The sequence below is a fragment of the Stenotrophomonas sp. Steno-Z2 genome, from assembly GCF_056393235.1.
In genome coordinates, this window is record NZ_JBWJOY010000002.1 from 573,417 (window position 1) to 586,795 (window position 13,379).

At 69.8% G+C, this 13,379-nt stretch carries 7 protein-coding genes and 1 pseudogene; 4 read left to right on the top strand and 4 right to left on the bottom strand.

Features of this window, described 5'->3' with window-relative positions:
- Positions 1-29 precede the first annotated feature (29 nt).
- The 3 genes and pseudogenes from AC06FP_RS07765 to AC06FP_RS07775 form a co-directional block, all read right to left on the bottom strand.
- Positions 30-1,385, bottom strand: a complete 1,356-nt coding sequence (locus tag AC06FP_RS07765; RefSeq protein WP_478075100.1) for a Gfo/Idh/MocA family protein — start codon at positions 1,383-1,385, stop codon at positions 30-32.
- A 116-nt stretch (positions 1,386-1,501) separates the two neighbouring features.
- Positions 1,502-4,479, bottom strand: a pseudogene (locus AC06FP_RS07770) (TonB-dependent receptor domain-containing protein).
- 117 nt (positions 4,480-4,596) lie between these two features.
- Positions 4,597-7,962: a TIM-barrel domain-containing protein gene (locus AC06FP_RS07775; protein WP_478075101.1), complete on the bottom strand. Its 3,366-nt coding sequence runs from the start codon at positions 7,960-7,962 to the stop codon at positions 4,597-4,599.
- A gap of 314 nt (positions 7,963-8,276) precedes the next feature.
- On the opposite strand from AC06FP_RS07775, the gene AC06FP_RS07780 reads away from it, so the two are divergent.
- From AC06FP_RS07780 to AC06FP_RS07795, 4 genes are read left to right on the top strand one after another with little or no spacing between them, the layout of a single operon-like run.
- Positions 8,277-9,431, top strand: a complete 1,155-nt coding sequence (locus AC06FP_RS07780; RefSeq protein WP_478075102.1) for an SIS domain-containing protein — start codon at positions 8,277-8,279, stop codon at positions 9,429-9,431.
- The gene (locus tag AC06FP_RS07785) at positions 9,424-10,359 is read left to right on the top strand and encodes an ROK family protein (protein WP_478075103.1); all 936 of its coding nucleotides are present in this window, start codon (positions 9,424-9,426) and stop codon (positions 10,357-10,359) included. The genes AC06FP_RS07780 and AC06FP_RS07785 overlap by 8 nt, the downstream gene beginning before the upstream one ends.
- A gap of 16 nt (positions 10,360-10,375) precedes the next feature.
- Positions 10,376-11,710 carry a D-tagatose-bisphosphate aldolase, class II, non-catalytic subunit gene (locus AC06FP_RS07790; protein WP_478075104.1) on the top strand — a complete coding sequence of 445 codons (1,335 nt, stop codon included), beginning with the start codon at positions 10,376-10,378 and terminating at the stop codon, positions 11,708-11,710.
- A gap of 28 nt (positions 11,711-11,738) precedes the next feature.
- Positions 11,739-12,515: a DeoR family transcriptional regulator gene (locus AC06FP_RS07795; protein WP_478075105.1), complete on the top strand. Its 777-nt coding sequence runs from the start codon at positions 11,739-11,741 to the stop codon at positions 12,513-12,515.
- A 342-nt stretch (positions 12,516-12,857) separates the two neighbouring features.
- Here AC06FP_RS07795 and rplS read toward each other — a convergent pair whose 3' ends face one another.
- Positions 12,858-13,265 carry a 50S ribosomal protein L19 gene (rplS, locus tag AC06FP_RS07800; protein WP_054664251.1) on the bottom strand — a complete coding sequence of 136 codons (408 nt, stop codon included), beginning with the start codon at positions 13,263-13,265 and terminating at the stop codon, positions 12,858-12,860.
- Positions 13,266-13,379 lie beyond the last annotated feature (114 nt).

Below are 13,379 nucleotides of genomic sequence, written 5' to 3' on the forward strand. Positions count from 1 at the left end.
GTCGCTCCTACGGGTGGAGGGTTGCGGGCTTAGTAGCTGCCGTCGAACGCGAAGATCGGCTTGCGCTGCTGCCACAGGCCGCCGGTGAAGTCCGGGAAGTCCAGGGTCTGGAAGCCGTTGGCAATGGACTGCTCGGACAGCGGCGTGATCGCGCTCCAGGTCACCGCGTCGAAGATGTCGATCGGCATCGGCGCCCGCGCCTTCAGCGCCTCGACGAAGGCATGGATCACGAACCAGTCCATGCCGCCGTGGCCGGCGCCGGCGGCGGTGTCGGCGTGCTGCTTCCACAGCGGGTGTTCGTACTGGTCCTGGTAGGCCTTGAAGTCCTCCCACTCGTGCGGCGGGCTGCGGCCCTCGATGTGGATGCCGTGGTTGAGGTCCATCCACAGGCCCTTGGTTCCCTGCACGCGGAAGCCCAGCGAATACGGGCGCGGCAGCGAGGTGTCGTGCTGCAGCAGGATGGTCTCGCCGTTGGCGCAGGCCAGGGTGGTGGTGACGATGTCGCCCAGCCTGAACTGCACCTTGGTACTCGGATGCGTGGTGCCGCCGCTTTTGGCCACGGTGTATTCGTGCAGGCCGCGCGCCTTGCTGGCGAAGGCGTTGATGCGGGTGAAGCGGTTGCCGCGGTTGATGCCGGTGTACATCGCGCACGGGCCGATGCCGTGGCTGGGGTACAGCTCGCCGTTGCGCCTGACCGAGTGCTCGGTGCGCCAACGCGCCTCCGACCAGCCCCTGGGCCCGAATTCGACGCCGCTGCCGTAGGGGTGGTCAGGGTTGCCGTCGTTGAACTTCACCCCGCGCAGGTCGTGCTGGTAACCGGCCTGCAGGTGCACCAGCTCGCCGAACAGGCCCTCGCGCACCATCTGCAGCGCCGCCATCACGTCGCGGCGGTAGCACACGTTTTCCAGCAGCATGTACGGCGTGCCGGTCTGCAGCTGGGTGTTGAGCACGTCCCAGTGGTCCTGCAGGGTGATGCCGGCCACCACTTCGCAGCCGACCGCGACCCCGGCCTGCATCGCGGCGATCGCCATCGGCGCGTGCAGTTCCCACGGCGTGGCGATGACCACGCCGTCCAGGCCGCGCTGTTCGAGCAGGCGCTTCCAGGCGTTGCCGTCGCCGTCGGCGCCATAGGTCCTCGGCGCCGGCTTGCCGGCCTTGGCGACCATGGCGGTGGCGCGGCCGAGCATGATCGGCTCGATGTCGCACAGCGCCACCACGTCCACGTCGTCGCGGCGCAGCAGTTCCTTGAGCAGCACCTGGCCGCGCATGCCGGTGCCGATCATGCCCAGCCGCACCTTGCGCCCGCGCGCCCAGGCCGGCGTATCCGGCAACAGGCTGGTGGCGGCCAGCGCCGCGCCGGCCAGGATGAATTCCCTGCGTTTCATTGCATGTCCTCTTTCACTTGGAATCGCGCCCGATGCGGCTGGAGGGTGCGCCGGGCGGGCGAAGCAGCGCCCTCCCCTTCATGCCATGCGCAGAGGGGAGGACGCAACGGCCAGCATCAGAACTTGTAAGTGGCGGTCACGCTGTAGATGCGGCCGAAGTTGTTGGTGTAGCCGGGGAAGTTCATCCAGTCGTTCGGGTCGTAGAACGGCAGGCGGTTGAACAGGTTCTTCACCGTCACGCCCACGCTCAGCTTCTCGATCGGCCGCCAGTTCACGCTCAGGTTGGCGGTCCACCACGACGGCGCGCCCTCGCACTGGCTGGGCGATACGGCGACATAGCTGCCGGTGCAGGTTTCGGCGTTGTTGTCTTCCGCGTCGACGCGGTCGTACGCCCACTTGGTGCCGCCGACGTAGTTGATGTAGAAGCCGGTGTCCCAGTTGCCGTAGGTCCAGTTGGTGTTGAACGTGGCGCGCAGGCGCGGGTTGTTGTAGTAGCCCACGACGTTGCCGTAGTACCAGCCGTCGGCGTCGTCGGCGTTGTACATGTTGCGGTTGGCGATGGTCGCGGCCACGCCGATGTTCAGCCGGCCCCACTCGCCCAGGTCGAAGCGGCCGCGCGCGTCCACGTCCAGGCCGTCGATCAGGGTGCGGCCGCGGTTTTTGTACTGGCCGATGACGCTGGCCACGTTGCCGGTGCTGTAGCCCGGCAGGGTGGCCGGACAGGTCACGCCGCTGGCCGGGTCGGCGCACATGCTGGCCAGCGCGGCCAGGTTGGCCAGGTCGGTCTCGGTGATCGGGAAGCGGGTCATCTCGCTGATTTCTTCCGGCTTGCTGTAATCCGGCGCGACGATCTCGTTGCGGCGGTACACGAACCAGTAGTCGGCCGACACCGACAGCCAGTCGGTCGGCTCGAGCACGAAGCCCAGCGTGGCGATCTTGGCCTTCTCCGGCTTCAGGTCCGGGTTGGGCTGGGTCATGCGCGCCACGTTGCGGCTGCAGTCGCTGTTCCACAGGCTGTTGCCCAGGTCCCTGTCGACGGTGCGGTTGGACTGGCGCAGCAGGCCGGCGATGGCGTTGGTCTCGGCGCAGCGGGTTTCGTCGCGGTAGCCGCCGATCTGCGCGTACACGCCGCCGGTGCCGGACTCGGCCAGGCTCGGCGCACGGAAGCCTTCCGAATAGGTGCCGCGCAGCATCAGCTGCGGCAGCGCCTGGTACTTCAGGCCGATCTTCGGCGCGAGGTTGGCGCTGAAACCGGGGTACTTGTCCAGGCGCAGCGCGGCGTCCAGTTCCAGCTTGTCGGTGATCGGCGCCACCGCTTCGGAGAACAGCGCGTAGGTGTTGCGCTTGCCGTCGAACCACGAGCCGCCCTGCTGGGTGATCAGGCCATCGGCGGCGTCCTGGTTGCCCGGCGTGTAGAAGGTCTCGCGGGTGGCGTTGAAGCCGAACGCCGCGCGCACCTCGCCGGCCGGCAGGGTGAACAGCGGGCCTTCGACCTTGCCGTCCAGGGTATGCAGGCGGGTCCAGGACTGGATGTCGAAGGTCGGGAACGCCTCGCGGATCAGCGCGGCGTTGGCTTCGCTGATCTCGCCGAACTTGTACGCCGGGTGGTCGGAGATGATCACGCGGCCGGTGCCCGGGTCGATGGTGTACGGTCCGAAGGCCTTCTCGAAGCCGCGCAGGTTGACGTTGGTGGTCTGGTAGGTGACCGAATGCGAACCGGCGGTGGCGAAGGCGGTTTCCCAGTTCCAGTCGCTGTCGCCCAGGCTGCCGCGCAGGCCGGCCACTGCGCGGTAGCTCTTGTCAGTGTTGCGCTGGCCGAAGTGGTTGCCGCCCACGTCCTGCAGCAGGTAGCTCAGGCCGACCACGCCGCCCATCAGCGCCTTCATTTCCGGGCTGGCATGGTTGTATTCGTTGTTCGGGCCCAGGAACGGATACAGGAACTGGTTGACCGTGTTGCCGGTGTTGCGCGAGAACCAGCTCTGCGGGTTGCCGGTGGTGGTGCCATAGGCGCGCGGCGTGCCGCCGTTGGCGCGCAGGTCGATGTCGGTATAGGTGACCTCGGCGAAGGCCTCGGTGGCGTCGCTCAGCTGGAAGTGGCCGTTGACGTAGGCGGTCACGCGCCGGGAATCGGCGCCGCCGTTGATCTGCCGGTTCATCCAGGTCTGCCAGATGCAGCGCGTGCCGCTGCTCACCTGCAGCACGTTGTTGCAGCCCGGCGCCGCCTCGTCCACGCGCGCCTTGGTCACCGGATCGAAGGCGAAGTAGTAGCCGGGGTTGAACACGCCCGGCGCGCTGCCGGTGTCCAGGCGCAGGTTCTTGATGTAGTCCGGGTTGTTGACGTAGAACTGCGCCGGGTTCTTGTCGTACCACTCGCTGTCCGGGATGCCGTTGCGCTCGTACAGGTTGACGCTGGCGTAGACGTTGTAGCGGTCGGTGGCCAGGTCGCCGAAGCCGCCGGTGATGCTGGCCTGCTTCTCGCCGTAGGAATCGAAGCGCGGCGCGGTGTCCCAGGTGCCGCTGACTTCCAGGCCCTGGTAGTCGCGCTTGGTGATGACGTTGATGACGCCGGCCACCGCGTCGGTGCCGTACACGGCCGAGGCGCCGTCGGTCAGCACCTCCATGCGCTCGATGGCGGCGGCGGGAATGGCGTCGATGTTGACGAACTGGGCCTGGAAGCCCGACGGCGCGCCGTAGTACGACAGGCGGCGGCCGTTGAGCAGCACCAGCGTGCCCTGCGGACCGAGGCCGCGCAGGTTGGCCTGCGAGGCGCCGTCGGAACCGGTGAACAGCGATTTGGAATCCACCTGCGCCGGGCGCGCGGCCGGCAGGTTGTCCAGCACCTGCAGCAGGGTGCGGGCGCCCATGTTCTGGATGTCCTGCTTGCTGATGACCTGCACCGGCGAGGCGTTTCCACGTCGGTGCGGCGGATGTTGGAACCGGTGACCTCGACGCGGGCCAGCTCGGTGGTCTTGTCTTTGTCCGTGGCGGCGTCCTGCGCGAGGGCGGGCGCGGCGACGGCGATCAGGGCGCTGGCCACGGCCAGCGACAGCGGCGTGATCAGGCAGCGGTTGGGATTGCGGCGGGCTGGCAACATCGGGGTTCTCTCCTGGCGGTGACGCACGGAACAGCGGATGGCGGGCATGGCGATCCCGTTCCACGGCCGCGGCGGCCGTGGTCGGTGTGGTGGGGGAGCAGCGGTGTTACGCGGGGGTCATGGGGCGACGAGTTCGGCGGAATCGCCCTCCTCGCCGATCAGCACGGCATTGGCCCAGTTGCCGCAGACCTGGGCGGGTTGGCTGCCCTGCGCACCCAGCGTGCGCAGGCTCAGCGAGGACAGGCCGCGGATGTCCAGCTCCGGCTTGATCACGCCGGGCGCCTTCACCAGGCCGCTGTCGTAGAGCAGGCGGCCGTCGCCCCAGACCTGGAACTGCATGCCGCCGGCGGCGCGGCAGGCGTCGTCGATGCCGAGGTCGGCGCGCAGCAGGTGCCAGCGGCCGTTGAGCGCGATGTCGACGCGGCTGTCGGCGCCCACGCCCAGGCCGCGGCGGAACTGCAAGCCGTTCATGCGCATGGCGGCGTCGCCGCGGAAGGAGCGGTCGGCCTGCACCTGCCCGGCCAGCGCGGCCGGCAGCGGCAGCTGGGAGAGGTACTGCTGCCGTGCCGGCCGCTCCGGTAGCTGTTGTTCGAGGATGCGGAAGGTGGACAGCGCGATCGGGCCGACGTCGCGCGGTTGCAGCGCGTCGATGGCGCGCGCGGCACCACCGCCCTGCGCGGCGCTGACCATCGGGTCGCTGCCCGAAGCGCCATCGCCGTCGGGGTTCTGCACGCCGAGCACGCGGAAGCGCAGCAGGCGGCCGGCGTGGGCCGGGAAATCGATGCGCTGCACGCCTTCCTTCAGCTGCAGGCGGCCACGCGCGACGGGTTCGCCCCATTCGCCGTTGCTGTCGCCCATGTAGATCTCATAGTCGCGTACCTGGCCGTGCTTCCAGTGCTGGTCGTTGCGCGGGGCCAGTTCGACGCCGTCGATCATGCGCCGCTCGCCGAAGCCGATCACCCACTCGTGGGCGCCGCTGCGGATGGCCTGGTTGCGCACGCTGCGGAACCAGGTGGCCGGGTCGTCGTCGAAGGCGTTTTCCAGCGGATAGCCCTTTTCCTCGGCCGGGCGGTTGACCACCAGCAGGCTGTCCGGCGGCAGCGCGCGGCCCTGTTCCGGCGCGGCCGGGAACGCGTCGTCGGCCACGGCGGCGGCCACCGGGAAATCCAGCTGCAGCTGCAGCGGCTGGCGGATGTCGACCACGGCGGTGCGCACATGCAGGGTGCCGCGGCGCTCGCCGGCGTCGAAGTACCAGCCTTCGCCGGCCGCGTCGAAAGCGGCGGCATCGGCGAGCGCGGGCAGCGCGCGGCCGTCCAGCCGTACCGCCGCCGGCGCCTGCCGGTTGAGCACGCGCAGGCCGTAGCGGCGCTGCGCCAGCTGGCCGCGGTACTGGCCCTGCACCGCGTCGATGCGTACCTGCACCGGGCCGCTGCCCTGCGCCGGCGCCTGCACGCGGATCTGCTGCGTGCTCGATTCGCCCTGCTGGTAGCGGCGGGTGCTGCCATCGTCCTCGTACAGCGTGTAGCTGGAATCGCCCTGCGGATACAGGTCGAAGGTGACTTCATCCAGCGGCTTCTCGCCGTCGAACAGCATGGCCGGGTACATCGGCAGGATCGCGCCGGCGCGCACGAACACCGGCAGCGTCGCCAGGTCCACCTGGCGGTCGAGCTGGCGGCCCTCGGCGCCGGCCTGCACACGACGGCCGTCCCAGTAGTCGATCCAGCCGCCGGCCGGCAGGTGGATGTCGCGGCGCCAGCCGCGGCTGGCGGCCTGGCTGCGGTACACCGGCGCCACCAGCAGGTCGCGGCCGAGCAGGAACTGGTATTTGTAGGCCTCGTCGCGCGCATGCGGATCGCGCGGGTTGTCCCACATCAGCCCGCGCACCGGCGGCGCGCCGGTCTGCGCCGCCTCGTGCACCAGCCCGTACATGTACGGGGTCAGGCGCATCTTCAGCTTGAGGTAGTCGCGGTTGATGCTGCGGTAGGGCTCGTCGTACCACCACGGGTGCTTGCGCGCGCTCGACGACCAGCCGCTCATGCCCATCAGCACCGGCGTGAACGCCTTCCACTGCAGGTCGCGGGTGAAGGTCTCGGCGCTGCCGCCGAAGATCGCGTCGACGTCGCCGCTGGCGTAGGCCATGCCGGACAGGCCCGAGCCGACCAGGGTCGGCACGTGCCAGCGGATGTAGTCCCAGCTGCTGCTCTGGTCGCCGGTCCAGGCCACCGCATAGCGCTGGATGCCGGCCCAGCCCATCACCGTCCACAGGAACGGGCGCGAATCGGAGTTGTCGAGGATGCCGTTGAACGCCTCGCGGTTGGCGTCCATCGCGAACTGGTAGCCCTTGCCGGTCCAGGCCACGTCCAGCTTCTGCACGCGGCTGCCGGCCTTGCCCACTTCCCAGGCGATCTTGTCGACGCCGTTCTCGGTCCACAGGCCGGTCCTGAAGCCGTACTTCGCCAGGCCCTGCACGGTCTCGGGCAGCTGCTTGTAGCCGCAGCCGTAGCCGTCGTTGGGCAGGATCCAGCCGCCGGGCATGTCGTGTTCGCGGTACTGGCGGGCGACGCTGTCGATCACGTCCGGCGTGGTGCCGGTGGGGCCGTCGCTCCAGCCTTCGGGCACGCTGCCGGGCTTTTTGACGTTGTCGCTGTCGTTGTAGCAGTCGGCATCGCCGTAGGAGAGCGCCCAGCGCGCGACCATATTCGGGCGGCCGGTCAGCCGGGTGTAGCGCTCGATCAGCTTCGGCAGGTCGGCGCCGACGAAGTAATAGGCGTCGAAGCGGTCCTCGCGGTGCAGCAGCGTGGCCTGGTCGGGCTGGCGCAGGTCGTAGCTGCCATCGCTCCAGGTGTTGCGCAGCATGCCCCAGCCGCGCGAGCTGAGCAGCATCGGCGCCGGGCTCGGGCGGTCGCCCTCCTCCCAGCCGCCGGAATAGGAAATCTCCAGCTCGCGGCCCTTGAACTGGTAGCGGCCGTTCTGCTGGCCGCCGCCGAAGAAGGCCTCGTCGGCCTGCGAGGACAGCACCTGCACGCTCTGCGCCGCATCCAGGTCCAGCGGCTGCAGTTCCTGCCACAGCGCGGTGGGCTGGCCATCTTCCATGCGTTCCAGGCGCAGGCGCAGCGGCTGGCGCTGCACGTGCAGCACCAGCGCGTCGGTGCGCACGCGGATCTCCTTCGCGTCCTCTTCCAGCTGCGCCTGCACGTCGGCCCGCGGTTGCGGCAGCACGATGGGCGCGGCCTTGTCGCCAGCGCCAGTCAACCTGCCCTTGCGGCCGGCCTGCACGCGCACGATGTCGGTGGCCGGCAGCTCGATGCGGATGCGCGCGCCGGTATCGGTGAGCAGGTCCCAGCCGCGCACGCCGTCGCGGCCGTCGCTGGCGCTGACCGTGCGCAGGTTGCCCACCGGCTCGGCGTGCAGCGGCAGCGCCGGCAGCAGCAGGACCGAAAGCAGCGCCACCGGCAGTGGCAGACGACGTACGCGGTTGTGCACCTTGCTCCCCAGGCCCAGGCGGGCATTCGATGGCGTTGCGCCGACTCTAGGGCAGCAATTCGAAAGATGTCAATAAAATGAAAGCAAAAGACAAGGATTTTCCCTGGAAGCGAAAGATTGTGCAAAGCACCACTTTCCTTATGCGCTGCAGATGCGTGAAACCCGTGCAGCGAAAGTCGATACCGCAAAAACTTTCGTTCCGCCCCTGCGGCGCCGCGGCATCATGACCCCGAAAGATTTCTTTCCTTTTTCTTTCGATGTTTGACATTTCGAAAGAAAAAGCAGATCGTGCGCAGGCCCAACAGGAACCAAGAATGGACGCCACCCTGCTTACCGATCTGTCCGCCTGGCAGCGCCTGGGCGGAGCCGATACCGCCGCCGAAATCGCCCAGCAGCCCGCCTTGTGGGAAACCCTGGCCGCCGACCTGGAACGCGAACGCGAGCGCCTGCAGGCCTTCCTCGGCCAGCGCCTGTCCGATCCGGCGCAGCGGGTGCTGTTCACCGGCGCCGGCAGCTCCGGCTTCATCGCCGAGATGGTGGCCGACACGATCAACGCTTCGTTCCCGGCGGAAGTGCGCGCGGTGCACACCACCAGCCTGCTGACCCACCCGGCGCTGTACCTGCAGCGCGAGCGCCCGACCCTGCTGGTGTCCTTCGGCCGCAGCGGTTCCAGCCCGGAAAGCGTGGCCGCGGTCGAGCGCGTGCGCGCCGACGTGGACGACGCCCGCTTCCTGGACATCACCTGCAACGCCGACGGCGAGCTGGCGCGCCGCGGTGCCGGGCGCGAGGACACCTGCACCCTGCTGATGCCGCCGGCCAGCTGCGACCGCGCCTTCGCCATGACCAGCAGCCTGAGCTGCATGCTGCTGGCGGCGCTGGCGGTGTTCGACCGCGCGCCGTGGAACGAACGCGGCGCACGCATCGGCCAGGTCGCCGCGCTGGCGCGGCAGGGCCTGCGCGCGTGGGATGCGCCGGTGGCCGCGCTCGCCGCGCAGCCGTTCGACCGGGTGATCTACCTGGCCAGCGGCCCGCTGGAAGCGCTGGCGCGCGAAGCCGCGCTGAAGGTGCTGGAACTCACCGCCGGCCGCGTGCTGGCGATGGCCAATACGCCGCTGGGCTTCCGCCACGGCCCCAAGTCCACGCTCGACCCGCGCACCCTGGTGGTGATGCTGCGCAGCGTGCAGCCGCTGGCGCGCCGCTACGAACAGGACCTGCTGGAAGAGCTGCGCGGCGACGGCGTGGCCGGCAAGGTGCTGTCGCTGGGCCCGCATTCGGACATCGGCGCCGGCGACGATTTCACCCTGCCGGTGCCGGCCCTGCCCGACGCCTGGCTGGCGCCGGCCTGGCTGCCGTTCGCCCAGCTCTACGCGCTGCGCCGCTCGGCCGCGCTGGGGCTGACGCCGGACAACCCGTTCCCCGACGGCACCGTCAACCGCGTGGTCAAGGGCGTCACCATCCACCATGGCTGAGTCCACCGCCACCTGCTACGGCATCGACATCGGCGGCACCAAGACCGAACTGGTGGCCTGCGACGCGGCCCTGCAGGTGACCTGGCGCAAGCGCATCGCCACGCCGCAGGGCGACTACGCCGGCTTCCTGCAGGCGGTCCAAACGCTGGTCGCCGACGCCGATGCGGCGCTTGCGCGGACCGCGCACGCCATCGGCATCGCCCTGCCCGGCGTGCGCGACCGCCGCAGCGGCCGCCAGCTCAGCGCCAACGTGCCGGCGCTCACCGGCCAGTGCGTGGCGCAGGACCTGCAGGCGCGCCTGCAGCGACCGCTGCGGTTCGGCAACGACCTGCAGTGCTTCGCCCTGTCCGAAGCGCACGGCGGCGCCGCCGACGGCTACGCCAGCATGTTCGGCGCGATCCTCGGCACCGGTGCCGGTGGCGGGTACTGCGTGCAGGGCCGGCTGATCGGCGGCTTCAACGGCCTGGCCGGCGAATGGGGCCATTGGAGCGTGCCGGCCAACCTGCTGCAGCGCCACGACCTGCCGCTGCTGGATTGCGGCTGCGGGCTGCGCGGCTGCGTGGAGCGCTATGTCTCCGGCAGCGGCGTGGCGATGATCGAACGCCACCTGGGCGGCAGCGCCGCCAACGCCAGCGACGTCATCGCCCTGGCCGAAGCCGGCGACGCGCGCGCGCGGCAGGCGCTGGACATCCACCGCGACCTGCTCGGCCACAGCTTCGCGGCGCTGATCCTGGCGCTGGACCCGCACGTCATCGTGCTCGGCGGCGGCCTGTCGCAGTACGCGCCGCTGTACGAACAACTGCCGGCGGCGATCGCCACGCACCTTTTCGCCGGCGTGCAGGTGCCGCCGATCGTGCCGCCCCGCTTCGGCGATGCCGGCGGCGCGCGCGGCGCCGCCCTGCTCGCCTGCCAACCCGCCTTTTCCTGATACCGGGAGCCCGTCCATGTCCCCGCTGCAATCCCTGCTCGCCGACCATCGCGCCGGCCACAACGTCGGCCTGTACAGCGTCTGCTGCAGCAACGAACAGGTGCTGCGCGCGGCGATGCACGTGGCCGCGCGCCACGGCACCGTGCTGCTGGTCGAAGCCACCTCCAACCAGGTCGACCAGTTCGGCGGCTACACCGGCATGACCCCGCCGCAGTACCGCGACTACGTGCAGGCGCTGGCCGACGAGGAAGGCTTTCCGCGCGGACGGCTGGTGCTCGGCGGCGACCACCTCGGCCCCAACGCCTGGCAGAAGCAGCCGGCCGCCGAGGCGATGGCGCATGCGCGCGTGCTGATCGAGGCCTATGTCGCCGCCGGTTTCCACAAGATCCACCTGGACTGCAGCATGTCCTGCGCCGACGACCCGGTGCCGCTGCCCGATGCCATCGTCGCCGCGCGCTCGGCCGAACTGGCCGAAATCGCCGAACGCACCGCCGCCGCGAACGGCCTGCCGCCGCCGGTCTACGTGATCGGCACCGAAGTGCCGGTGCCCGGCGGCGAAGCCTCGCTGGACGCCGGGCTGGCGGTGACCACGCCGGCCGCGGCCGCGCAGACGCTGGACATCCACCGCCAGGCCTTCGACACGCCGCTGCTGCGCGATGCCTGGCAGCGGGTGATCGCGATGGTGGTGCAGCCGGGCGTGGATTTCGACCACAGCAGCGTGCACGACTACGACCCGGCCGCCGCCAGCGAACTGGCCGATTTCCTCGAGCGCCAGCCGCGCATCGTGTTCGAGGCGCACTCCACCGATTACCAGCGCGAGAGCGGCCTGCACGCGCTGGTGCGCGACCACTTCGCCATCCTCAAGGTCGGCCCGGCGGCGACCTTCGCCTACCGCGAGGCGCTGTTCGCGCTGGCCGCGATCGAAGCCGAACTGCTGCCGGCCGCGCAGTGCTCGCGCCTGCCGCAGGTGCTGGAAGAGGTGATGCGGGCGCAGCCGAAGTACTGGCAGGCGCACTACCACGGCGACGAAGCCACGCTGCGCCTGCTGCGCGCCTTCGCCTTCAGCGACCGCTGCCGCTACTACTGGGGCGAGCCGGCGCTGCTGGAGGCGGTGCGCACGCTGTTCGCCAACCTGGAACGGCACGCGCCGCCGCTGGTGCTGCTCAGCCAGTACCTGCCGGAGCAGTTCCGCGCGGTGCGCGAAGGCACGCTGGCCAACACGCCCGGCGCGCTGGTGCGCCACCGCATCGGCCTGTGCCTGGACGAATACGCGCGCGCCTGTTCGGCCAATACCGCCGGCATGCGCAAGCGCAACGAAAGTTCCGCCCAACCGGACCTTGCGAACGGCTAAGCTCGACCTTTCACGGAGCAAGCACGAGATGGCCATGCGCAACACCCGTTCCCGCCGACAGCAGATCCTGCAGCAGCTGATCGAGCAGGGCTCGGTGCAGGTCGCCGAACTGGTCGGGCGTTACGGCGTGTCGGCGGTGACCATCCGCACCGACCTGGGCCATTTCGAGGAACAGGGCCTGGCCACGCGCACCCACGGCGGCGCCACCCTGGTGCGCACGCCGCCGCAGGAACAGGACATCCACGAGAAGGATGCGCTGAACCTGCCGCTGAAGGAGTCCATCGGCGCGCGCGCCGCGCAGCTGGTGCAGCCCGGCGACAACATCATCATCGACTCGGGCTCGACCACGATGACCCTGGCCCGCCACCTGCGCGGGCACCGCGACGTCACGGTGATGACCAACGGCCTGAACATCGCCTGGGAGCTGGCCAACGCGCCGGGCGTGAACGTGCTGCTCACCGGCGGCCAGCTGCGCAAGCAGTCGCTGTCGCTGCAGGGCAGCCAGGCCGAGGCCAGCCTCAATCCGTACAGCTTCGACACCCTGTTCCTGGGCGTGGACGGCCTGGACCTGCAGTTCGGCCTGACCACCCACGACGAGGCCGAGGCGCGCCTGAACCACCGCATGGTCGAACGCGCGCGGCGCATCGTGGTGCTGACCGACGCCTCCAAGTTCGGCCGCGTCAGCCTGCACCGCATCGCCTACCTGGAGCAGATCCATGCGGTGATCACCGACGCCGGCATCGACGAGGCGACCCGCGAGGGGCTGCAGCGCCGCGGCATCGAGGTCGTGGTCGCCGACGCCTGACCGCGTACAAAGCCCCTCTCCCCGCGGGAGAGGGGTTGGGGTGAGGGCCGCAACCTGATGACCAGGGCTTCGCCGCCTTCTCATCGCCCTGCGGAGCCCCTGCCGCCGCATACCCCGCACCTCGCCCTTCGGCGATTTCGCCATGCGGTCTGGCAGTCCCTAGGGGTCAGGCAGGCGGTGTGATGTGCCGCCCTTTTCCCCCGGAGCAATGACGATGGCAGCGTGGGCAGGCGCGCATCCGGACCAGGCTTGATCGCCCGCCCGCCGCGGCCGGAGAGCGGAAACGCAAACGGCCGCCCGGAGGCGGCCGTTGCTGCGCCAGGCGCGAGGCCTGCGGCGGTATTACTCGGCGGACTTGGCGGCCTGGCGGGCGGCCTTGGCCTGCGCGGCGGCGGCCAGGTCTTCCTTGATGCGGGCAGCCTTGCCTTCCAGGCCACGCAGGTAGTACAGCTTGCCGGCGCGGACCTTGCCGCGGCGCTTGACTTCGACCGAGTCGATCAGCGCGCTGTGGGTCTGGAACACGCGCTCCACGCCGTAGCCGTGCGAGATCTTGCGCACGGTGAACGAGGAGTTCAGGCCGGCGTTCTTGGTGCCGATCACGACGCCTTCGTAGGCCTGCACGCGCTCGCGGTTGCCTTCCTTGACCTTGACGTTGACGACGACGGTGTCGCCCTGGCTGAACTTCGGCAGTTCGCGGGTGATCTGGGCGGATTCGAAGTCCGCGACGATGGATTTGTTCAGCTTGCTCATGATTGCACCGATGTATTCGGGGTGGGCGTGTCGATTCGACAGCGGGGTCTCATGCAGTCACCGGATTGCGCTGCACGTTTGTTGTAGTTGGAACCGCGGCCGCCGGTCAGGCAG

Excerpts from the sequence above, each read along its gene's own strand:
- AC06FP_RS07765 (WP_478075100.1), bottom strand. The coding sequence starts at position 1,385 with ATGAAACGCAGGGAATTCATCCTGGCCGGCGCGGCGCTGGCCGCCACC.
- AC06FP_RS07790 (WP_478075104.1), top strand. The coding sequence starts at position 10,376 with ATGTCCCCGCTGCAATCCCTGCTCGCCGACCATCGCGCCGGCCACAAC.
- AC06FP_RS07785 (WP_478075103.1), top strand. The coding sequence starts at position 9,424 with ATGGCTGAGTCCACCGCCACCTGCTACGGCATCGACATCGGCGGCACC.
- AC06FP_RS07795 (WP_478075105.1), top strand. The coding sequence starts at position 11,739 with ATGGCCATGCGCAACACCCGTTCCCGCCGACAGCAGATCCTGCAGCAG.
- rplS (WP_054664251.1), bottom strand. The coding sequence starts at position 13,265 with ATGAGCAAGCTGAACAAATCCATCGTCGCGGACTTCGAATCCGCCCAG.
- AC06FP_RS07780 (WP_478075102.1), top strand. The coding sequence starts at position 8,277 with ATGGACGCCACCCTGCTTACCGATCTGTCCGCCTGGCAGCGCCTGGGC.